At 45.5% G+C, this 24809-nt stretch carries 11 protein-coding genes; 3 read left to right on the top strand and 8 right to left on the bottom strand.

The features are described from left to right. Positions 1 to 298 precede the first annotated feature (298 nt). Both TW84_RS07840 and TW84_RS07845 read left to right on the top strand, forming a co-directional pair. Positions 299 to 1849, top strand: coding sequence for an alanine/glycine:cation symporter family protein (locus TW84_RS07840; protein ID WP_045975103.1), 1551 nt, complete (start codon positions 299 to 301; stop codon positions 1847 to 1849). A 245-nt stretch (positions 1850 to 2094) separates the two neighbouring features. Further along, positions 2095 to 2352: a hypothetical protein gene (locus TW84_RS07845; RefSeq protein ID WP_045975104.1), complete on the top strand. Its 258-nt coding sequence runs from the start codon at positions 2095 to 2097 to the stop codon at positions 2350 to 2352. 26 nt (positions 2353 to 2378) lie between these two features. Here TW84_RS07845 and TW84_RS07850 read toward each other — a convergent pair whose 3' ends face one another. From TW84_RS07850 to TW84_RS07865, 4 genes are all read right to left on the bottom strand, one after another. Further along, on the bottom strand, positions 2379 to 2858 hold the full coding sequence (locus TW84_RS07850) for a hypothetical protein (protein WP_045975105.1): 480 nt from the start codon (positions 2856 to 2858) through the stop codon (positions 2379 to 2381). Between the two features lie 9 nt (positions 2859 to 2867). Then, positions 2868 to 4544 carry an LruC domain-containing protein gene (locus TW84_RS07855; RefSeq protein ID WP_045975106.1) on the bottom strand — a complete coding sequence of 559 codons (1677 nt, stop codon included), beginning with the start codon at positions 4542 to 4544 and terminating at the stop codon, positions 2868 to 2870. A 154-nt stretch (positions 4545 to 4698) separates the two neighbouring features. Further along, entirely contained in the window at positions 4699 to 6246 is a 1548-nt protein-coding gene (locus tag TW84_RS07860; protein ID WP_045975107.1) for an EAL domain-containing protein, read from the bottom strand. 337 nt (positions 6247 to 6583) lie between these two features. Continuing rightward, the gene (locus tag TW84_RS07865) at positions 6584 to 7279 is read right to left on the bottom strand and encodes a substrate-binding periplasmic protein (RefSeq protein ID WP_045975108.1); all 696 of its coding nucleotides are present in this window, start codon (positions 7277 to 7279) and stop codon (positions 6584 to 6586) included. Positions 7280 to 7644: 365 nt separating this feature from the next. Between TW84_RS07865 and TW84_RS07870 the strand changes: the two genes are divergently transcribed. Continuing rightward, the gene (locus TW84_RS07870) at positions 7645 to 16155 is read left to right on the top strand and encodes a VCBS domain-containing protein (protein WP_045975109.1); all 8511 of its coding nucleotides are present in this window, start codon (positions 7645 to 7647) and stop codon (positions 16153 to 16155) included. A gap of 113 nt (positions 16156 to 16268) precedes the next feature. Here TW84_RS07870 and TW84_RS07875 read toward each other — a convergent pair whose 3' ends face one another. From TW84_RS07875 to TW84_RS07890, 4 genes are all read right to left on the bottom strand, one after another. After that, entirely contained in the window at positions 16269 to 17582 is a 1314-nt protein-coding gene (locus TW84_RS07875; RefSeq protein ID WP_045975110.1) for an HlyD family type I secretion periplasmic adaptor subunit, read from the bottom strand. Then, positions 17575 to 19776, bottom strand: a complete 2202-nt coding sequence (locus tag TW84_RS07880) for a peptidase domain-containing ABC transporter (RefSeq protein WP_045975111.1) — start codon at positions 19774 to 19776, stop codon at positions 17575 to 17577. The genes TW84_RS07875 and TW84_RS07880 overlap by 8 nt, the downstream gene beginning before the upstream one ends. Then, a complete protein-coding gene (locus TW84_RS07885; RefSeq protein ID WP_045975112.1) occupies positions 19773 to 21401 on the bottom strand; it encodes an ABC transporter transmembrane domain-containing protein in 1629 nt (542 codons plus the stop codon). The genes TW84_RS07880 and TW84_RS07885 overlap by 4 nt, the downstream gene beginning before the upstream one ends. Before the next feature lie 364 nt (positions 21402 to 21765). Further along, a complete protein-coding gene (locus tag TW84_RS07890; protein WP_045975113.1) occupies positions 21766 to 24378 on the bottom strand; it encodes a G8 domain-containing protein in 2613 nt (870 codons plus the stop codon). Positions 24379 to 24809 lie beyond the last annotated feature (431 nt).

Below are 24809 nucleotides of genomic sequence, written 5' to 3' on the forward strand. Positions count from 1 at the left end.
TGTTCAAACTTTAATCACACAGTTTTATATTTCGGCCTTCAATACAGTATTAACAACTATATTAAAAACGAAACCATCGCCAAATGTTCCACTTTTTTAATAAAAAGCAGTGAAGAAGTTCAATTTAACTGTCTAGTGTTAGCGAATGTCAGAATTGTTTGCTGGATCAAGTTTTCCGCCAAAGATGTTGCGGAGCTATTTATAAAATGAATAATAGCCATTTGTTACACACATGTAACAAACACAACATCTATATAAATAATATTCATATAAACCATAATGCATAGGCAGGAAAAGCATGACAAAGCGTATAGCGCTTGCCAGTTTGGCAAGTATTTTTGCGGGTAGCGCTGCGGCATCCAACTTGGATGACAAAATCAACGAAGTCGTTGCACCTATCGTCAACCCATTTGTAGGCATGATCTTTTCGACCATTCCTTTCCCTTTTACAGACGTGCAGGTGCCTTGGATTGTTCTTTGGTTGGTAGTGGCTGCGAGCTTCTTTACCTTTTATCTTGGCTTTATCAACTTCCGCGGCTTCAAACACGCCGTTCAGTTGGTTTCGGGTAAATTCTCTGACCCAAAAGCCAAAGAAGATGGTGAAGTATCTCACTTCCAAGCTCTGACTACCGCTCTCTCGGGTACGGTTGGTCTTGGTAACATCGCTGGTGTCGCGGTCGCCGTCTCTATCGGTGGTGCTGGCGCAACATTCTGGATGATTCTTGCCGGTCTTCTGGGCATGTCGAGCAAGTTCGTCGAGTGTGCACTTGGTGTGAAATATCGCAACACCAACCCAGATGGTTCTGTTTCAGGTGGTCCTATGTACTACCTAAGCAAAGGTTTGGCGCAACGCGGCAACGCAGCGTTTGGTCGTACTCTAGCAGTGCTTTTCTCAGTGTTTGCTATCGGTGGTGCGCTCGGCGGCGGTAATATGTTCCAAGCAAACCAAGCCTTTAAGCAAGTCGTTGGCGTAACCGGTGGTGATGCTTCGTTCTTTGCCGATAAAGGTTGGTTGTTTGGCCTTATTCTCGCAGTCATCGTTGGTATTGTTATTATCGGTGGTATCAAATCGATTGCTAAAGTAACAGAGAAAGTGGTGCCTTTCATGGCGACCATTTACGTCGGTGCAGCCCTGATCATCATCTTAATGAACTTCGACCGTATTGATGACGCATTTGCAGCTATCTTCAACGGTGCATTCACTGGTGAAGGTATTGCTGGTGGCGTGATCGGTGTGCTTATTCAAGGTTTCAAACGTGCAGCGTTCTCGAACGAAGCCGGGGTTGGTTCGGCAGCGATTGCTCACTCAGCAGTGAAAACTAAAGAACCAATGTCAGAAGGTTTCGTTTCTCTGCTAGAACCCTTCATCGATACCGTCGTCATTTGTACCATGACAGCACTAGTTATCATCATTACTGGTTACCTTGATACCGATACTGGCCTTGCGGGTGTTGAGCTGACCTCTGCGGCATTTGGTAGCGCAATCAGCTGGTTCCCTTACATCCTTGCCATTGCTGTCGTACTGTTTGCTTTCTCTACCATGATCTCTTGGTCATACTACGGCCTAAAAGCGTGGACTTACCTATTTGGTGAGAGCAAAACTGCCGAGCTTATCTTTAAAGTGAAATTCTGTGTCTTCGTCGTGATTGGTGCAGCAATGAACTTAGGCCCAGTTATCGATTTCTCTGATGCGATGATCTTTGCTATGGCATTGGTGAACATTGTCGGTCTATACATCCTAGTTCCGGAAGTAAAGCGCGACCTAGCCGATTACCTAGAACGATTCAATGCAGGTAAAGTGTACAAAGTTCAACAACAGCAATCTCAGACAGAAGTCGCTGAACAATAAGTCAAAATCAGCCTCTAAGTCACTCAAGCCCGGCATCTTTACCGTTGCCATGATGGATAAATGAGCGCTTGCCAGACATATCAATCAACGTATTGGTATCGCGTACTAAACTGAAAGGAGCCTAAATGGCTCCTTTTTGCTCTCTCAGCCATAAGCATTATTCAACGCTCTTTTGATCTGGTTCATAGCCCTGCAATGATGAAGATGTTAGCTTTCTGCGATCACACTACAGAAGCTATCACTCCATGAACCACACAGAAACAATCAAAATAACCCAAGCGTCTATCCTCAAAGCAGTCACTCAAGTCGAGAATATCCATAAAATACGACTCGATAGTTTCAAACAACACCTCCATAGTCACCGCTCGGAAGTCATCCACTCACTACAAGCGGTCACCAGTCTTTCTTCGATTGATGAAAAATATCTGCGAATTGATAAGGACTTTAACCAATTCTCCGATAAGTTAACCCACTTACTGGAAGTCTCACTGTTACTCGATTGACCAAACTAGAGCGTTCAAGATCCGTATTAGAACGATACTTGATAGCTATGGCTAGCCTGATCAAGTTTCACAACTTGGCTGAGTTCTGTTTCGTTGCTCGCCATCGGTACCCAATGAGCGTATATCTGCTGCCAGTTACTATTGACTTCCAACGTCACCGTTGACGTTCTACTTGGGTAGATAGTAGTGATACGCGAGGTCGGATCGGCAATGACCTCTCCACTATCGCTGGTAAAGGCAGCTTGTGAATAGAGATGAACCGCACCGTCACTAGAACCGCTATAATCGACACTCAGAGTAATCACCTGACCTACATCAAACGAAAAGTCTCTAGAAGCGACAATGTCAGCAGTATTCTCTATGGGCGTACTGGTGGCAGTGACAGTGGGAGTGGTCGTCGATGCACCACCTCCAGAGGACCCTGCTTCACCTCCCCCGCCTCCACCACAACCAGTGAAACAGAGTGACGCTAGAACGGTCAAAGTCATTCGATTTAAACCCTGCATAGTACTCTCCTATTGCGCTGAAATAACACGATTCACTTGCGGAGATTTGTACCATTCTCCATCGGTTTCCCCATTACTTCCGACCCAAGTCGGGAAGCTGGTGTACGCCTTACTGATGTCCATATACTCAATCGGGTGCTGCCAGTTGTCCCGGATATTAATCACCCAAGGCATATTGTTTTCAGTTACAAAACATACCCCGCCAGCGGAACGGTCATCGTGTTGATTTAACAAACTATTATCCATGCTGCTGGTACCAGGGAATTGTTTGAAGTGGGTCTGCCACTGCATCCCCGGGGAAGAAGTAAAGAAGTCTCCGTGGTAGGTGTTTTTGGCTGCGAAAATGAACGAGTCATAAGGGGGATAACCAACAAGATCTCGAGCAATTGGGGTCGACAGTTGAACATTGAGTTGGTACTCCAGCACGCCTGCTGTTTGTTGATCCAAACACGTACTTTGAGTCCGATAAAACTTGCAACTGCCGGAAAAAACGCCCAGTTCATCTAAGTCATCTCTGACACTCTCAGACACGATAAGTACCGTTTCACCGTTGTCGGATTCAACGACGGTATGCCCGACCTCTACGCCGTTACGCGTTACAGTGGCGGAAGACACAGTAGAGGGATCGACATTGGGTAATTGAACGGCAAATCCGTTTGAGTAACCCGCTCCCATGGCCTGAAGCGTATAATCTATCGTAATACTTTTCAGCTCCCTGACTCCATTCAAGGTCTCTGTCACCCGGTATTGTAAAACAACATCATTAAAATCGTAATCACCCATCAATGGCCAGCGGTCTTCAAAGGCGATGGTCGCGTAACTGTCCGAACTTGGATAAACCGACGTCACTGAAATATCTGGGTCACTATTTTGCGTCAATACTTCATATTTTGAGTCCGTGGAACCATCGGTGTTGACCCCATCCACAGCAGAGAACGGAGAGATATTTACGGTAAAAATCAGATCATTGAAATCGTTGTCACCTTGAGGTCGGCGAATGTCTTCAAAACCTAATACGAGAAATTCATTCGCCGTATCAATAAATGCCACATTGTGCCTACGATGCTCTGCGGTACTCTCTGGATTCAATGATGGATAGCTATAAAATGGTGTGCCCCAGTTACCGAGGCTCGAAATATTGTTGTATGAGCCGCTCCACCCCCAGCCATTGGGAATGATGAAAAACGCCAGTGTTTGACCATCGGTCAGTTGAACACTCAAATCAATCGAGTCACCCTCCTGCATCTCGCCTTCTCGTGGTTTCGAGGTGTTCGGGAAGATAATCACATGTGCATTAATATCTTCTTTAGACGTTGGGGGGTTATTGGTATCAAAGACAAAGTACCCGAGACTATTTCGATACCCCGCGCCTTCATTGAGAAAAGTCACCGTCGCGGTAGCGTAAGGCGCCCCATTCAACTGGTCATCGATATCTATACTTGAATAGCGTTCGGGTGCAATAAAGTCGCTGTTTACCACAGTTCCTTCAGGCAGCATTGAATAAACGTTCTGAAGAACATCGCTTGGTAGAGATCCCGCAATAGAGTAAGTGTTGTTTGGCTTTCCTTTGGCGGAATAATTAGATGCATCTGCACCAGACTCAAAAGTAAAGTCACTGGTCGTTATCGCCCCTGAAACAAAAGGGATAGCGCTCGTTGCAAGAAAAATCAGGCTTTGGAGTTTCATAGAATCTGGTCCCTTATCAAGTTGGAATCACACTAATAAGGGACAGAGCAAAAATGATACCTATTATTTTTTCATTTATTAACAGGCACTTATGAATATAGAGACCCATATTCTCATTTTGAGAATAAAGGTGAATATTTATTTACCCATTAAGTTAGCGAAGAAAATCTAACAGCTCCTTTTCAGGCATCGGCCTAGCCAACAGAAAACCCTGAATATAGACAAACCCCATACCCAACAGGATTTGCAACTGAGTATCCGTTTCGATGCCCTCTACGACCACCATCATGTCGCGGCTTCTTGCAAGGTTGAGCATCGAGTCAAGGACAGGACGTGTACTCTGCTGCTTGTCAAGATTCTTAACGAAAACTCGATCTATCTTCATGATTTCAAAAGGAAGTTGACTAACAAAATTGAGACCAGAATACCCAGTTCCGAAATCATCAATTGCCATTCTTACCCCCATGCGACACAAAACCTGAATATGATTTTTTGCAATTTCTAGCTCTTCATCGGTGTATTCGCCATTCTCTGTGATTTCAAATACCAGCTTGTTTAGGATATGAGGATGAGCTTTTTGCAATTGCTTAACAATACGAAGCAATCTTGGCGCAATTAACGTTTTACGGCTTATGTTGATACTAATGTATTTGCCAATTAAAGCACTTTCATTGTTAGCGATAAAATCAACAACCTGATTAAAGACATAATAGGTCAAGCGATTGATCAAATTTAGCTTTTCAGCTAAAGGGATAAATATGCTCGGTGATACGAACCCTCGCTTGGGATCATTCCAACGAAGTAAAGCCTCACAACCGATTGCCTTAGCGCTATGCGCATCAACGATCGGTTGATAATAACACTCGAAATATCCTCGATTGAGCGCATCGACGAGGGCAAACTCCAAACTGTTTTTTGCAATACGTCGTTTACTTGAGACAACAGAACAAACGATAACAACAGTAGACACCAACAGAAACAACCAATATTTATCAGCGATATAAGACAGGTAGTAGGCATAACCCACTTGGGATTTTACTGCAAAAGGGAAATGCTCCCCCTTGAACTCACTCACCCTGACCGAATCCGAATTCAAGGCTGTTAGCATCAACCTATTTTCTACCCGTTGCCCACCGATCCAAAGCTCAAAATCAATGCGTTGAGTTGCAAGCTTCTGCGCAACTAACTCGTAAAGATAGCCCGGCGGGATCAAAATACTGACGCCGCGCTGCTGCTCATCCAAAAATAACAAGCCGATCGAGTTAAGACGATTTATCGCCGCGTTAAAATAGGCGACGGTTTGATGAAGCGGTACAGATTGAAGCTCTTGATAGATATGCGGATAGAGATGGAACGATACCTTGCCTTTATTGGTCGCACAGAAGAACTGACCTCCCTGCCTAAAGACCGCCACTTCCTTTGCCATATGGGTTTCGAACACGGACTGTCGCATGTCGACTAACAAGTATTGACAACTTTCTGCTAACTTGTTGTCTTTCAATAGATAATCAAAGTCAGTTTTAATGCGATCTAAGTGTGTTTCAATGTCTCTAGCTGCTTGTTGAGTAGAAGAATCTAAGTGAAGGTTGGCACAACCGATAAGAACGAAAAGCAATACGAGATTGAATAGGCCAAGTAACCATATTGAAAATAAGTGCTTGTTAGGTACAACAACCCGATCCGACAACACTATCGCACTCATTTTTCAAACACCTTGCACTGCTCCGGTTAATATTGACATCTTTATTAGAAGCTAGGTTCAAGGCGCTGTAGAGTAGCGCGACACAAAGCACTAAAAATGAACATGTATTTTTGTTTATGAATCAATATTATGAATAATTTCGAAATGTAACAAAACTAAGACGCCCAGACACCCTAACATCTTGGTTACGTGATAATCGTCTCATTACCGATAGAAGGTTTCCATCAATGAGAAGCCATAAACGTCGTTGTGTTCACGTTTACTTGAGTACATCGCACCTTGTTTGGATAGTGTATGTGACTCTTTTACCTAAAAATTGTAGAGAATCATCAAGAGATCAGCGTAATCGTCGAATGGCTTCATTTAAGCGTTCCATAAACTCTGGGTGCTGCTCTAGGAAATGCTTAGAGATGTACAGACCAAACTCTTTTTCTTCCTCAAGAATCACGCCATAACCGCTCAAGTTGGTATAATTATGCATAAACACAGACTCAGCGACTAAGACAGCATCGACGACTTTAAGATCCAATTTTTCGATTAAGCCGTAGATATGGGTGGCGGGAGAGGCGATTTGATACCCCTGATTTTTCAGCCAAAAAGCCGTATTGGTATTGAGCAAACTGGTCACCTTGGCTTGGCTCTTAAACACAGGATCATGAGGGGCAAACTGTTCGACATCTTCACTACGCACAATCCACACCCAGCGATTGCTCATCACGGGTGCCGAAAACACCGCGTACTCGTCTCGCTCTTCATTCTGTGAAGCCATAAAGAAGCCATCTGAACGCTGTTTTCTCAGCTCAGACAACGCTCTACCATGATTTGATGAAACGGTCATCGTGTACTCCACCCCTATCGATGACAAAATAGGTAGCACTTTATCTATGCCAATACCCGTAGGTTCACCCAGTTCATCGATGGTGGTATAAGGTGGAAAATCTGGAAGGAAAAAATGCATATTGTATGCTGCATAGGCTTTGGCATGGGCCAAAATTAGAACCAAACCGGAGGTAAGTAACGGCTTTAACATCATTGAAATTAACGATCTCTTTATCATTTAGTTGATTATAGCTAGGGAATGCTTGTTTGTTTTTTCTAACGTTTATACAGTGATGCAGTTCAAGCTAATGCTTGGATTGCCTGCATAGTGTCCTAAAGACCTTTTATGAAACCCTAGTCGTTTGGCTTCACAATCCGCTCATTGTATATGCCACCCACTGTTCGGTTAAGTACTGATTCCACAACAGCAACTTGCAAGACATTTGCTACCTTCACATTAAAAAACGGCGAGTGTTCCTAACTCTTAGTTTTTTAAATAAAAATTATTGAATTAGCTAGCGAAAGCCTTATCTGTGCACTTTACTAAACAAGGTGCAAACAAGATTCACGGATAGAAAGATGGCTAACAAAAACAACGTCACAGTTAACGATAAAAATACACAAATAAAAAACAAAAAAAGCGATGAGATAAAAAAAAAGAAACTCAGACTGCATTCTCGTCTCAAGGTTAACATTCCCCTTTTTCAATCTCTGATGATGATCTTGCCATCATTGGCTAAGCAATCCAAAGCTGAGGTTGTCGACCAATCTAGCAATGACGCTGATCTCGCCACCACACATAGCGTCACAGAAAAAGCGGTAATCAAAGAGCCTAGCAAAGCGGAGACCATAGGAGTTACTCATCAAGATCGTAAAACAAGTGATAGTCATACGAGTGCGACTTTAAGCACACATCAGTCAAGTGACAGTTCGCACACTCACCTTACTTCTTCTCATCATTTATCCACATTCCCTCATCCACAAATCCATTACATCCCTTCCGTTTCGATGCCAACTATATCCTCTGTAGGGCAAAGTCAGCCCGCTCACTCAGACACGCCTCCAGCCCAAAATGTACCTGTTACCTTTGTGCCCGAGGTCATTAAAGGCACATACGGAGAACTGCATGTCGATGTAAATGGACGATATACATTTGTATTAAACCCCAAATCGCCTCAATACATTCTATTGAATCAGCATCAACAAGGGACTGATCATTTTGTGTTACATCTATCCAACGGATCGAGCATTATTGTTCAAATACCGGTTACAGGTCAGCAAGACACGCCAAGTATTTCCGGAGACTTAACCGGCGTCGTCACCGAAGATCACAATATTGATTCACAAGGTTTACTGCATGCTAACGGCAAGATTGACATCGTTGATCCTGACCAACATGAAAGCTCAATCACACCACAAGTTCTCTCAGGTAAATATGGTTCATTAACCATAGACACAGATGGTCACTGGCAGTATCAGGTAGACAACTCGCTTTCTAACGTTCAAGCGTTAACCTCAGCCACATCCTTACACGAGAGCTTCACTATTCACACTAAAGACGGCACACCGCAAACTATCGATATGACGATCGGTGGCAACGATGACAATGCGTTAATTACTGGAGTAGATGCGGGCTCGGTCATAGAAGAGCTAACAACTCAAGTACAAGGCCAGCTTGCGGTAGCAGACCCGGACCTTGGAGAGGACCATTTTCAAGCCACTCAAGTTAACGGGCAACTGGGCACATTAACCATCACCAAAGACGGCTCATGGACTTACGTTCTAGATAACGTGAACCCAACCGTGCAAGCCTTGGGTAAAGGCTCGACGGCTACTGATACGATTACCCTTCATTCGGCAGATGGTACACCGCATCAAATCACAGTCACTATTAACGGTACCAATGATCACCCTATTGTGTCCGGAGCCTCAAATGGTGCAGTCATCGAACAGGGTTTAAACGCAGTAGGAGTCCCTGATGCGACAGGGAGTTTAATCACAACGGATATAGATAAGTCCGACACCATTGCGTGGGCAGTCAACCAACCTCAAGGCCAATGGGGAACGCTGTCGATTGATCAAAATGGTCATTGGCACTATCAGCTCGATAATTCAACCGGTAGTGCGGCAGATAAGTTAGCGGCTGGTGAACATCAAACTGAATCATTCTGGGTTACAGCAACCGATTCAGCCGGGGCGTCAGTCACTCATAAAATTGTTATCGATGTGCAAGGTAGCAACGACAAACCAATCGTCAGTGCGTGGACTCAGCTTCCTGCAGGAAAAGAAGATCAGCCAGTAACTATAAAAGCTTCTGATTTGCTAACGCATGCTAGCGATGTGGATGCTACTGACACTTTGCATGTGAGTAATCTCCAAGCGACCCACGGCAGTCTGACCGACAACAATGACGGTACTTATACCTTCACACCAGATAAAGATTTTAACGGTGAAATTCGACTCACCTATGATGTCGTTGACGGCCATGGTGGTAGCATCAGCACTCAAGCTAAGTTTGACCTTACCGCAACTCCAGATAACGCGATTATTACCGACGCACAAACCAATGCTGACTTAAGGGGAGTGACTGAAGATCGTGGGTATATAGATACCCACTACCAATTGCATTACGACGGCAAATTAAACATCCAAGACCCTGATGCGGGAGAGGCTCAATTTGATCCGAATATTGGTCCGCAAACCTATCAAGGTATTGGCTACGACACCAAGCTCGGTGGGCACATACTGCTCATGCGTGATGGTCATTACACCTATACGCTCGACAACCGCAATATACAGAACTTAGCGCAAGGGGAAGTTAAACACGATTCAGCCGTTATACGCTCAGCAGATGGTACAACACACACGATAGAACTAACGGTTCATGGTACCAACGATGCCCCAACCATCAATGCTCAGTCCCACTCAGTGACTGAAGGTGGAAGCGTTCTAAATGGACAAATGGTTGGTCACGATATAGATACTGGTGCGACATTGACTTACAGCGCACCGCAGATTGATGGCTTGGTGATTAACCCGGACGGCAGCTATAGCTTCAACCCCGCTCACTCTAGCTATCAATCGTTAGCATCAGGTGTCACGAAAACGTTAACTGTGCCCGTAACAGTCACAGACGAACATAATGCGAGCAGCACTCAAAACCTCTCAATAACGATTACAGGGGTTAATAATTCTGCCGTTATTGGCGGTGTCGACACGGGTGACGTAACCGAAGGTAATGCTGGGCAAGACATGTCTCCAGATTATGCCCAACCAGGCATGGCGCACTTGGTACGAAGCACCATTAAAGCCAGTGGCAAGCTTACTATTTCAGACACTGATACAGGTGAAGCGGAGTTTGATACACACGGACTCGGCTATAATTATTCTGGCCAATATGGCGACTTACTTCTTCGAAAAGACGGGACTTGGTTTTATCACGCTGATACGGGGCAAATTCGTAGCACAGGTGGGCTCGCAAGCACCCGAGGAACAGCCATCGACCAGCTTGGTGAAAATCAAACCCTGACTGACACCATTACCGTGTATTCAAAAGATAGTACATCGCACGATATTGTCATTACGATTCACGGCAGTAACGACCGACCTTACTGCGCTTCTGAAGTACAGCTCAATTCAGGTAAAGAAGACCTAGCTCAAACCATTACAGCAACCGAGTTGTTGGTTAATACAGTTGACGTTGACGCCAACGATGCAGGCAAGCTCACTATCGCTAATTTGCATGCTGATCACGGCTCTATTCTCGACAATAAAGATGGTACCTATACTTTCACACCCGATAAAGACTACAACGGGCAAGTACACTTCACGTATGATGTGAAAGACGCCCACTCCGGTACAACGCATACCGGGGCAAATATGGTACTGACTCCAACAGGCGACGCCGCTCACTTCTCAGGAACTGATAGTGGAAATCTTACCGAAGATAAGCATGTTCAGGGCGATGCACAGCACACCATCTTTACAACGGGTGTTTTGGATGTTGTCGACCCAGACGCTGGGGAAGACCACTTTAGAGCAACTCGAAACGCTCACGCATTGCATGACCCATACGGTGGGACACTCACAATAGGTAAAGCAGGCGATTGGTCTTATAGTGTACCCAATGGCAATGTACAGCATTTAGGTAAGGGTGAAACTCACCAAGTCAGTTATGAAGTTCAAAGTGCAGGCGGTGATAAACATACCATTACCCTCACCATTCACGGCACTAATGACGCTCCAACAGTATCAGCTGATGTACAGCTAAATCCAGGCAAAGAAGATGCCACTCAAGTCATCACCCAAGCCGACCTTCTTGCCAATGCCACTGATCTCGATAATAACGACCAAGGTCAGCTTTCTATCTCTCAACTTACCGTGGATCATGGATCAGTTTTAGATAATGGCGACGGTACATATACCCTACTTCCAGAAACGGATTACAGCGGTCTGCTTCACTTTCACTATCAAGTGAACGATGCCCATGGAGGAAGTAATCCTGCCTCTGCCTCCATGACTGTGGATGCAGTTAATGATAGACCTGATGTGCAGCCGATTACCGAACGATTGAAAGAAGATTCAAGCAATCACCACGCTGTTGACCTACTCACTGGTGCAACAGATAAAGAAGGCGATGCACTGTCAATTTCCCATATCGGTTACTCGGTCGATGGCTCGACTCAAACGGGTAATGTACCGGATGGTTTTGCCCTTGGGGCTGACGGCCACTCGTTGGTAATCGATGCAACTCATTCTGCTTTTCAGCACTTAGCAGCTGGGCAGACGCAACAAGTTGTGGTGAATTATATTGTTGGTGATGGGCATGGTGGGCAAACTCCTCAAACGGCAACCTTTACTATTGAAGGAACGGATGACAAAGCCTTACTCACATCCAATGTGATTCAGATGACCGAATCTGAGGCATTAAAAAGTAAAACGTCAGTTTATCAGGGGAATTTACAACTAACCGATCCAGACACAGGTGACCACACTCAGTTCGCATTTAGTGGACGTTATATGGGACAGGGTTATGCCCCAGGGAGTCTTTATATTTGGCCAGATGGTTCTTACGAATTTCGTATGGAATCAGCAACAAACCGTCATGCGGATGATCTGGTTGATAGCTTACATAAGGGGGAATCTTTAGAGTTCCCATACCAAATTAGAACAAGCGACGGTCAAAGGCTCAACATCATTGTCAAAGTGATAGGTGAGGACGACAATGCGCGAATCACTGTCGGTCAGTATTCGTCGCTCAACAATCACGCCAACGAAGACAACATAGCGCCGGGAGGCACACACAATCAAGTGTGGAGTGGCGGCAATTTACATGTGATCGATCCCGATCATGGTCAAGCGGGATTTGTTACTCAGAGTGTTGATACACCAGAAGGTGGGCATTTCTCCATTAATGTTCGTGGCGGATGGCAGTACACCATAGACAATGCCAAACTGCAGCATTTGGGTGAGGGGCAAAGCTACCAGAAAACCTTCACGGTTGAATCGATTGATGGAACGGCTCAGCAAACGATCACCGTCACTGTACACGGTACCAACGACACGCCTGTCGTTACTTCTGCGGTTAGCTTATCTCAAGGCGTAGAAGACACGCTAGTTACATTGAAAACGGCGGATTTACTCGCCCACGCCAGTGATGTTGATGACCACAGCCAATTGAGTGTTCACAATTTGAGTGTCGATCATGGTCAGGTGGTCGACAATCTGGACGGAACTTTCAACTTCACCCCAGAGAAAAACTATCACGGACAAATACAGTTTACTTATGACATCAAAGATGAGCATGGCGCTTCGGTACCCACATCCGCCACAATGAGTCTGTCTGCTGTTAATGACACGGCAACATTTACGGGCGATTCAGCGAGTCTTGTCGAAGATACTAACCTCCACCACAACACTCAACTTTCCGGCACATCCACTATTCAAGATGCACTATTTTGTCGTGGAAGCCTTGTAATTTCTGATGTCGACGGGCAAGGAGAAGCGGCACTAGACCTCAAAGGTCAGCAACAAATATCGCAAGATGGTACCTATGGTCACTTCTTGATTAAGCCAAATGGGACATGGGCTTATACAGCCGACAACAACAATACGAATATTCAAGATTTAGACAATGGCCAGACCTTAACTGACAGCATTGATGTTACCTCGATAGATGGAACCAAACATTCGATTACCGTGACGATCAGTGGTTCAACAGACAAACCAACGATACATAGCTTCACTGACTCGGGCGTCCAAAACACTGGACCAATTGAGGGCAATCTAATTTCTGGAGTAGGCACTTCACAAGGTACAGCGGCAGCAGCAACGGACTCTGATTCCAACGCTCACCTTATTCTTCAAGATATACAGATAAAAGATCCTGTGTCGGGCAACTACGTGGCTATCACCCCAGGTCATCCTCATGCCATAGCAGGAATTGGCACACTAGCCATTGAAGCCAATGGTCACTACACCTTTACTCCTGAAGTGGGCTTCACTGGGAAAGTACCAAACATGGTGTATCGAGTTGGTGACGATGGCGGAACACCTTTCAATGATTTCTCTCAAAACACGCTATCAATAGAGGTTAAGCCACCAGCTCAACATGCGCCAACGGTTACACCCCAAACGGTCACAAGCGATGAAGATCAAAGTCATACTTTCACCGCCGCAGAATTTGGCTACCAAGATGCTGATCATGACGCACTAAACCACATTACGATCACTCAATTGCCTTCTCATGGCCTGTTAACGCTCAACGGTCTGGCTGTCACTGCAAATCAACAAGTCTCTAAAGCGGAATTAGACGCTGGGCATTTGACCTTCACGCCAATACAAAATCAGAGCGGCGTTAATTATGCACACTTTGAATTCAGTGCGAATGATGGACATAAAGATTCAACAAGTACATCGATGGTCATCGATGTGAATGCTGTTAATGATACGCCGACCGTGGGCTCAAGTTTTACCAGCTTACTGGAAGATACACCTCACAGCTTTACCAAAGCCGACTTCAAATACACAGATATTGATGGAGATTCATTACATCACATTACCATTACCAACATCGCTCATGGCTCATTGTCACTCAATGGGCGAGCAGTTTCTGTCGGTGATGACGTAGCGGCTTCCGATTTAGCGTCTTTAGTTTACACCCCGGCACAGGACTACCATAGCGTCGGTGCGAGTGGGCTTGGAGGCATTCAATTTACGGCGAACGATGGTCATACCGACTCTAAATCCGGCATGTATCTAATTAATATCGTTGCGGTTCCTGATCCTGCCACATTCAGCGGTGATTCCACAGGTCAAGCTCAAGAAGATACCCATACCCAAACCTCTGGCACATTAAGTGTTACTGACCCTGATGGCACACAAGGTTTCATTACCGTTCAAGGTGGCGTAGGCATTGTGGGAAGCAAAGGATACGGACATGGCCACATAGACAGTAATGGGCATTGGACCTACAACCTTTATAACAACCACGCGAATGTTCAACAGTTAAAACAAGGACAAACTGATACTGAGACAATCACCGTACAAGCAAAAGATGGTACAACTCATGACATCGTTATTACGATAACGGGTACTAACGATGCACCTACTGTCTCAGAACACACCATAGGTACCAGTCACTCAGTAGATGAAGACACTAACCCGAACGCTAGAGGGCTACTTGATATAAATGACATTGATGGTGATGCAGTTAGCGTAACTGTAGACCCAAGCCATAGTGCTCAATTCGGTTCTGTTCAATTTGACAGCCAAACAAACACTTGGGCTTATCACTTGGACAATGCCAACCCTCAAGTTGATGCATTAAACGACGGTGACACACTTACAGATAAATTCACATTACTTGTCGATGACGGGCATGGTGGCAAGGTTTCGAAAGAGATTATCATGACCATCAACGGTCACACCGATCCAGTCCCCTACACTCCACCTACCCTCAGTGTTACTGTCGATACGAGAAATGCTCACCATGTGACCGCTGGTATTACCGCAAACACAGTACAAGCCTATGCCCATAGCGTTGGGTTATCCGCTCAAAGAGTATCAGGGCACCATGAAATTGAAGGTCACGGACGGAGTGAAGTATTCATTGTGCAAAGTAGTCTTCACGAAGAGGCTGAACTGAAGAGTGGTAATGATATCTTGTATATAGGAGGTCGATTGACCGACCAAGAAATAGAAGGTGGGAGTGGCAGCGATACGCTTATTCTGGGTGCTTATAATCGTAACAATGCACCAAGATTGCACAGTGACAAAATAGGTAATATGGAAATAGAAAGCATCGAAAATGTTATCTTAGGTGACGGAACGGTATTGAAAGGTCACTTGCCACCGAACTTCCCTTCTGTCGCAAACGATCACTATGAAGTACCAGTCACTATCCAAGCACATTTATCTTCCAATGATGAATCGGTTTCGAGTATTCGACTTACTCACCTACAACAAGGATTAACGCTGCAAAGCAACGGGCATAACATCAATGCTAATCAGGATGGTAGTTACACCGTGCCAGCCAATGGGAATTTGGTTGTCATATCCGCACACCCAATCAACAACGGGCATCACTACTTTGAAACAGAGGTCACTACGCATAACTCAGTAACAGGCGTAACCGCGGTAACAACAGAAGATTTACACGGACATATTCAAAGCCATGTGAATCCGCCGCCTCCACCACCGCTGCCAGTGCAACACGATGAGCCAGACTTCTCACCGTTAGATAGCGTACAAGACGTTACGGTCACTTTAGACGACTCATTAAGTGCGGACGCACCTTTGGAAAATCATGCTCAAGTTAGCCATGAACACCCTGTTGGTGCTGCGGCTTACTTGGATGCCCTAGGTATTCAGCCAAATGCATCGCCTAGCACCGCACACGATCACCCTGCTGACATGGACATAGTGCTTGCACAAGTCGACCAACAACATGCTGCAGATTACGATCAAGCACATTTGGATATGTCGGATGCACTTGAACACCATGATGCAGCCAATAACCATAACCAAGATGATGAACACCATCATCACCACGACGTAGATGGGCTACCAGACATAGACCCAAATAACTAATGGTGGGTGGTTAATCATTAGTGAGAAAACAAAAGGGAGCACGCTATGTGCTCCCTTCTTTATGAGTGTTCCTTGTATGATTCTGAACAAAGAGACGGTTATGACTCTTTGAATTACCTTTCACCAAATGCAACGCTAATATTGGTGTAGATTGGCTTCCAAAGGTATTGGAACACCGACTTCTCGCCCGTCGTGATATCTACCTCACCCGTCATGCCGGGGAGAATAGAGAAGCTTTCAGGGTTATCACGGAAGTATGGCGTTTCCACAGACACCACCACTTCATAATAGATTTCACCTCGTTCACTTTGGCTAGTGGTCGGTGAAATACTTTCAACCTCGCCTTTTAAAGCACCAAAACGGCTGTAATCAAACGCATCAATCTTGATTCGAGTTGGCTGACCTACGTTCACGAAACCAATATCTCTCGGAGATAAACGAGCTTTAAAATCCGCTTTACCACCGACAGGGACGATCTCAACCACTGTCCCACCCGGCTGAATCACGCCCCCATTTTGGGTGCTCGGCAGGCTTTGCACCAAGCCTTGTAAGGGAGAGACTAGCGTAGTGTTGGTTAACTTCGCTTGGCTTGAACGCACTCTTGCGTTCAGCGCAGATAAGTCAGAGACCGCTTTAGAACGGTCATCACTCACTTCCGCTTTGGCCTCAGCGAGCAGTTGCTCAATTTTTTGCTCATTGCTGTCTGCTTGCTTGATGAGGACCGATTTCTTGCCACGGGCTTCTTCTATTTTCTGCTCAATACTCGCCAGCTTTTGACGCATTTCAAGCACACGTAAACGTGAGATGTTGCCTGCTTTATAGCCTTTCTCGAGTATAGTCAGTTCTTGCTTAGTGGCATTCAGCTCTTTCTCATAGCTAGGCAGAGAATTATCAACGCTGCGAAGCTGCTCAGCGATCTGCTCGCTGTCCTTTTCAAGCACGATACGTTTTTGAAAGTACAGCCCTTTCTGAGCATTGAGTTGCGCCTTTTGCTGGCTCACAATCTGGGGATAATCGACCTCAAACTCCCCAAAATTCGGTGCTCTGTCATCAAGTAACGCATTCATACGCTCGATGCTGGCGAGCAGCGTCACTTGTTGAGATTTCAATTCTTCAAGCGCCGTACGCTGAAAAGTGGCATCAAATTCGACCAGTGGTTGACCTACCTCGACCAGTTGGCCTTCTTTGACGAGAATTTGCTTTAACTTACCGCCAATAGCACTCTGTAATACTTGCTTTTCCCCTTCAGGAATCACCGCACCTTTTGCTTTAGCGATCTCATCCACTTGGGTGACCACAGACCAAGTGACAAAAGCAATAACACACAAGGCAACGGACCATGTCGCCAGTGCCAACGTGCGAGCAGTGTTTTGTGATTCGACAAGTTCACCGTAGCGCTTGCTAAAATCGATAGGGTGTTTAGCCATTCGCGACTCCTTGATTTGACTGGGTTTGCTCCTGCTGGAAGGCATGTGGTTGAACCGAAGGCTCCTGTGTTAATGGCTGTTTCTCTTCAGTCAAGAGCGGTTCGTGACCCACTTGAGGATCAATAGGCTGCTGTGCGTCTAGTGGACCGGCATAAACGACACTCCCTTCATTCAAGACCACGACCTTATCTGCCAACTTGATAAGGTCGGGATCGTGGGAAGTAAAAATCACGGTGGCGTTTCCTTGTTTCGATTGAACGAAATCACCAAATATACGTTTGGCATTAGGATGAGCATCGGGCACTGGGTTATCCATGAGGAACATTGGGTAATCATAAACCAAGGCTTTCGCGTCAATCAGGATCTGCGCGACCGTGCCTGACAGCAAGTCAAAAAGGCTGTCCGGTTGAATGCGACTTATCGACGTATCCAGCCCATCAGATAAGGTATTGAGCCAGCGCTCACCGCCCACCATTTCAATGGCAGAAATCATTTTCTGTTCTTCGACTTGATGCCCATCGCTTAACCACTCTCGAATACTCAGCGTGAGCAAATCAGGATACGCTGCTCGGATGAAGCACCAGTGACGATACAGCTGCGGATCGTATTGAGCGAGGTTAACGCCTTCCAGCTCAACCATGCCATTTTGAATCGGTTGCAGACCCGCCAGCACTTCAATCAAGGTGGACTTGCCACTCCCAGAGGGGCCAGTGATCGCCACAATATCACCGGCTTCAACATCAAAACTTACCCCATTCAATGCAGGGCGACTCTGTTTAGGGTAACGGAGAGTCACTTGATCTAACTTCAAGTTCGGAGCAACCGTTGGCAATGGGTGATGCTGGTAACTGAATTCACGTTCAGACGGCTGAAACAAAATACGATTGACCTGCAGTTTGGATTGATTAAAGCTATTAAAACGCATCGCGCTGTTGGCCAACACCTGTGCAGGCCCAGTCACTTTGGAAATCAACATCATTGATGCAATCAAACCACCGGGCGTCATCACTTGCTCGAAAATAAGTCCAATACCTAAGCCCATAACAGCCAGTGTTGAACCCACTCCAATGAAGTAATAAATCGAGGTGTATCGACTTTGCAGAACCGATTGATTAAACGTAACCGTAGAGGCAAGCAGATTGGCTTTTTGGAAGCGTTGAATCCAGTGCTCTGAAAACCCAGCACTGCGAATAAAGGCAAGCTTGGACGACAACTCATTCGTCATATTTTGACGATTGGTGCCGGCTACCGTCGATTGCATTGACCGCTTACTACTCGAACGTATCGAACGCTTAGCTAACAGGTAATACAGAACCAAAGAGACAATTGGAACCAGTACCAACCAGCCACCTAACACACCTATCGCCAGGACAAAAATGGCAATGAAAGGTAAGTCAAACAACGCATTACCGAGTGGTCCTGATAACACACCTGAAATACGCTCAGATAACATCACTTGGTTTTGTTGACTAGACAAGGCCGTTTGCTGGTTTTGAGCATAGCTATTTCTTAATAGTCGCTGCACAAGGGACTGAGATATCTCGCGGCTGACTCGGTTGGATACAGAAGCAAACACTCGACTACGCAATGTTCTTAACCAGCCCATCATCACAAACAACAATACAGCTCCAATAGCAATACCTTGTAGTTCATGTCCTGCATCGCCACCAATCACATGGTCATAGATCGACATCGTGATAAAAGGAATAGCCAAGGCAAACAAGTTGGTGATAAAACTGACAAACAGTAATTTAGGTATAATCGGGCGAAACGCATGTAACCTTTCGCCCACCCAATCAGGAGAAGTCCTCTCCAAGGGTGGGCCGTCAATGGCAATACAAAATTGAGGCGTGTCAGCGGGTTCTTCTTCGGAGTTATAAGCGGTAAACTGCTTGGCATGCAAATGACCAGAAACCAGCGAATGCTCCCCAAGAACCAGTAGCACCAGTTTGTGGTCACCTACCTCATCTAAGTTAGCCGCCAAGCGATATGGCAAGGCAAGTCTATCGAACATGGCGAACATATCGTCGATGGACTCGATGCCATTTTCATCGATCCATTGGTGCGCAAACAACTGGATATTCGCGTTCACTTCCAGATGCCTCAACACAGATAGGCTTTCTGCTTCAAGAGAGTTCAACTCATCGTGAGGACCGTGCGAATCACCAGATGGACGATTAATTAAACGATTCATGCGACAACCCTCTGCTTGTGTTCCCTCTGCACAACAATGACTCGATTGGCCAACTCGCGCAGTTGTGAATGGTAGCTCACCATCAGTATCGCGCGCCCCCCCAACAACTCTTCCCGCAACACCTCGACCAGATGATTTAAAGCATTAAGATCAAGTGAAGCATCGGGTCTTTCCAACAGTACAACCGGCTTGTCGCTCGCCAATTGAGCAGCAATATTGAGCATTTTCACGTTGCCCATACTCAAGAGAGAAACACTCTTATGGCCGATTTGTGTTTCCAGTCCATCGGGCAAACGTGTGATTGCTTGGCTTAACCCCAAACGACGAGCATATTCATTGGCGCGCCTTGTTTTACTAGGATCGAAGCCACACAAGTTGTCGAGAATAGTACCCGACACCAATTGCCCTTTAACGCCACAATAAGCTGTTATATTGGCAACAGAATCCATTGACACTGTGTTGCCATTTATCCAGCATTCACCCGCTTTTAGCTCATCAATACCCGCTATAGACGATAATAAATGACTGTTAGTATGGCGCTCTTCACTGTCTAACAAGACCAATTCACCAGCTCTCAGAATCACATCAAGCTGGGCAAGGTCACCATATCGCTCAATAGTCGCCCGTTGGATTTCGAGCACGTCAAAATCGGCCCTAGAATCATCAACCGCAAGTCCGGGGAAAAACCGATGGGAAACCGTTAAGTCACTCAACTTTTCTATTGCCTGATTGGCACTATGGATGGTATTGAGCTTGATTCTAATCCCAATAAGCGCGCTTAAAGGCGCGACCGCTCTGCCTGACAAAATCGAACATGCCGCCAGTCCGCCTGTGGTAAGCTGACCATCCAACACCCATAGACTGCCAGTGATCACGAGTAAAACCGATGTCGCCAAAGCGGCCAACTGAAGACATTCTTGAGTAAAGGCATTCTGTTGTTCTTCTCTCGCCTTAGACAAAAAGCGTACGTTATTTAAAGACTTAAACTGATTGAAAATTCGAGACTCAACAGCCTGACGTTTGATCCCCTGAAGGGTCTGGCTCATTAGGATCAAAAAGGCTTTACGCTCCTGCTCATCACGCGATGCTTTTTCACTTAGGCTTTTCACACGAAGCGAAGAAAACCAAACAATAACGAGCGTCATTAGCCAAACCGTCAACGGTATCACCACGAGCTCACCGCCAATGTAGGCCACCAATCCTAAAAAAATTATTGCAAACGGTAGATCGATAAAGCCTGCGATGACGCCACCAGAATACCAATCTTTGACTTTTGAGACGGAGCCCAAACCTTCTTCCACTCCGCCAATACCGAGCTCGCGAAGGTGACTTGATGAAGCTGAGGTCACTCTTTCGACCAAGGTTTGATACGTCACACTCTCTGTATTACTGGCCGCGGCGGATAAAGCCCATGTCCGCGCAAATCGTATGAAGGCTTCCATGGCCAGCGCCACCGTTGCCCCCACTAACAACAGTGTGGCAGTACCGTAACTTTGATTCGGTAAAATCCGATCGTATATTTGTAAAACCGTTAATGGCACGGCTAAAGAAAGAAGGTTAACCAGCAAAGAAGGCAATATAACCTGCCTTATCCCTCGGACCTTTTTCATTAAACTCGCGGACATATCCAATCCTTTTCCATCAATATGAAATAAGATTGGTATAAGCTATTGGGTTATGCAAGGTAAGGTTCTGATTTAATGAAATTTTAAGATATAGGTGAGATTCCGTTGTCTCAATACAGCCTGCTAGTCTAAATAGGAGGCGTTTCACGACCCATCCACCACATTGCGTCAATGATGAGCATCAAGATCAACTCAAGTCATACCAACTAGGAAATAACTCTAGCATATATAGCGCTAGAGTTATCCCACTCTACGGAAAGATCGAACGGTTCAGCGTGCCAACGTCTCTAAATTTAGCTAACTGATACGCCATAGCAAACTCAAGACCTCCAGCGTTTGTGTTGCTATGATTTGATTGACCGTATCACAGTGTTATACCCGAAACTTTACCTCCGCTAACGACTTTATGTAAAGTTGCGCTTTCAGGTGTGATTTCGCCAAGAAAGGAACGCTTAAACTCTGATTTTAATTGGCGGTTGGTCTTGTCCGCATACTGTTGCTCAACGCACTCTTCAGGCTCACTGACTGCGCATAGATTTCCAGACGAACCAGAGACCAATGGAATATACCCACCGTCTTGTTGATCAAAGTACGCTCGGGCATTGAAAAATGGTTCAAAATCTAGCAACACTTCTTGAGGTGCAAAGAAATACAACGGGTCAACCTTCTTGCCGGAAATCATTGGAAAACCTTTCTGTGGTACCTCATCGAAGATTATCTCAGCATCCATCACTATGTTATTTTTGGGGTTTTTGAAAACTATGTTTCCTTTAACCAGTATTGTTGACTGTGTGGGAGCCGTAGACAACATACCTACACCAAACCCTTCACCATTCTCGTTGACTAGATGCTCACTTGCAGCATTCACTTGAATGTCGATCCCTGAATTATTGAAAATGCCGCCATCGATTGTTACTTGCGCATTTTTGGGCAGTGAAATACCAATTGCGTTTCCAGAAAAGCCCTCAACTTGATTATCGCTCAGTGTCCATCGGTGGGTATTGTGATAATAATCGAGATCTAATCCTATAACTTCAGGTTCATCATTGACATAGGCTGGCAATGGATTCTTGCCGTAGTCTTCGAACCCTGTTCGTGCACCAAAGCCATAAATTTTCGAGTTTTGGATAGTTATATTGGCGCTATGATTATGTTCAAATCCAACACGGCCGATATTCCATAAAGTCGTACCATCAAACACCATGTTAAGCTGATCTTTATACATAGGAGGTAAGTCATTCATCCATAAATTTGGATCTGTTTCTGCTGGAGAAACCTTACGATGAAACTCTGTATGGGTGTAATAAGTCTGAACACCTCTGGCGAAATTATAGGCGGTATTGTTTTTAAAAGGACGAGGCTTTAGGTACCAAACATCCAGAACAAAGTTAGGATATGCCCGCTTCCACGCCTTAAGCTCTTGGTTCAAAACAGGAAATTCAGAGGCAGGAACATGAGCATCAATACTCCCTCTCGCCATGCCAAGCCCCTTCTCAACCAACCCTTCAGTCCAATAAACGTACGCATGGCCACTCGCACCAGATACCACATTACCTTCGACCTTAACCCCAGTACTGTGGAACCAAAAACCGTCTCCCTGCCATGCGAAATCCTGCCGGCTTTCTCTAAGATCAACGAGGGACTGAGTGGTTTCTCCATCAAAGTATGAATTCCTTGGCCTTGGTGCAGCCATGATTGGATTGCTAGGGTTAACAGTACGAATGGCAATATTTTCGATAAACGATCCTGTTTCATTGCCTGACTCAGTATTAAATGCGCCTCCCACCACACTATAACTCACATTCCTGACAAAATTGACACGGGAAGAATGATTTACGTACCCCCAACCTGGGTCGTTATTGACCACGCATCCCTCAACATGTGCAGGAGTAGCAAGAGGGGTTTGAGGCTGAGCAGGAAATACTGACGTGTCCAGTCCACCACGATGGAAATGAATAGAATAACGCCCTCTTGGATTGCGTAAGCCATTATTAACAGGAAAACCTGTGTTTTTGTTCGCATCCAGATCGCTGAAGTCCCAGTCGTCCAAAATAATGCTTTTATCAGTGCGACCAAGGTTGCTTGCCTCTACATAACGCATGTCTACATCCAATGTATGCATAAACATAAGGTGACCACGCGGTTTATGGAACTCTCCACTTAGTGCTTTGACGCTCGTATTTTCTGATGAGATAACGATGTTTCGACTTAAATTCGCTACATGTACATTTAAATCGGGTACTTGAGATGGCGCCTTATGGTCTCTGACTAATGCAGGGGTAAACGAGACAGTATCACCGTTAATATGAGTAATGGTGACAACTTCATCACGCTCGAATTCGTCCGTACTATATCGAGAAGCATTGGTGATAGGATCTGTCCCAGCGATAACCAACCGATCGCCAACTTGCCACCCATTTGGTGTTGAACTTAGTACCAACTCTGTAGCACCGGTTGACAAGTGTTTAGCTAAAGTTAACCAGCTGGTTTTGCTCGCACCATGCATTTTAGTCGAACCCATGAGAATAGCACCCGGAGCGTATCGCTGAGGGTCTTCTAACTCCGAAGTCCCTCCGCGTTCTGCAAACACTAAACTCGCTGTTACTGATTTCGATATTCCGTTGTTACTTGTTCCAATCTCCAGCTGGCTATTCAACGCACCAAACAGATACTCGGTTCTCAATTCAGTATTAGAATCAGTCGCAAAATCAAGCTTACCACCACTGCCGATTGTAATAGACTTAAATTCTTCTGGAACGAGACCGTCAACGGTGACTGTAATCCCACTGGGAATCAAGACCCGGTCATCATCTATGGGCAAAACCCCGCCCCACGTCGCAGGCGACGTCCAGGGGCCTGATGAGACGGCCGTGACTGTCGCCGTTCCCGCGACTTCCCTTGGTGTTTTTGCATGTCCGTGCATGACATAAACACAAGCCGCGATAAAGACCAATATATTGCGTGACATTGTAAGCATGGTGCCTCCCAAACGAATTGTTCAATGTCAACCCTAGCTCGCTATAGGGTTATAGGTACTTGAGGAATATAGTTTTTCTCCGATAGCTGCTATCTCTCTACTACGAGAGAAGCGAGAGTAATAATAGCGGTCCCTGAACACCAGCAACTTTACATAACAGCAAGGTTATTCATACAAATGTGTATGAAATCTCTAACAATTAGAGCGGGAGAAGACATAATTGGGTAATGTTGAAAGCACAAATTCAACGTTTTCCTTCACATCACTCATCGAACGATGTTGAGGGTTCTCTGGCTCTGACGAATATCATTTTTTAAATCTGACGCAGTGAACTTCTCAGCTATTGCAAGCCAAGCAAGATGGAAGATGGTGAATAAGACCGTGTGCTACGCTTATGTGTAAAGTGACATCAAGGAAAATGATATGAACGC

Origin of the sequence: Vibrio neptunius (genome assembly GCF_000967495.1) — a bacterium.
GTDB lineage: Bacteria > Pseudomonadota > Gammaproteobacteria > Enterobacterales > Vibrionaceae > Vibrio > Vibrio neptunius.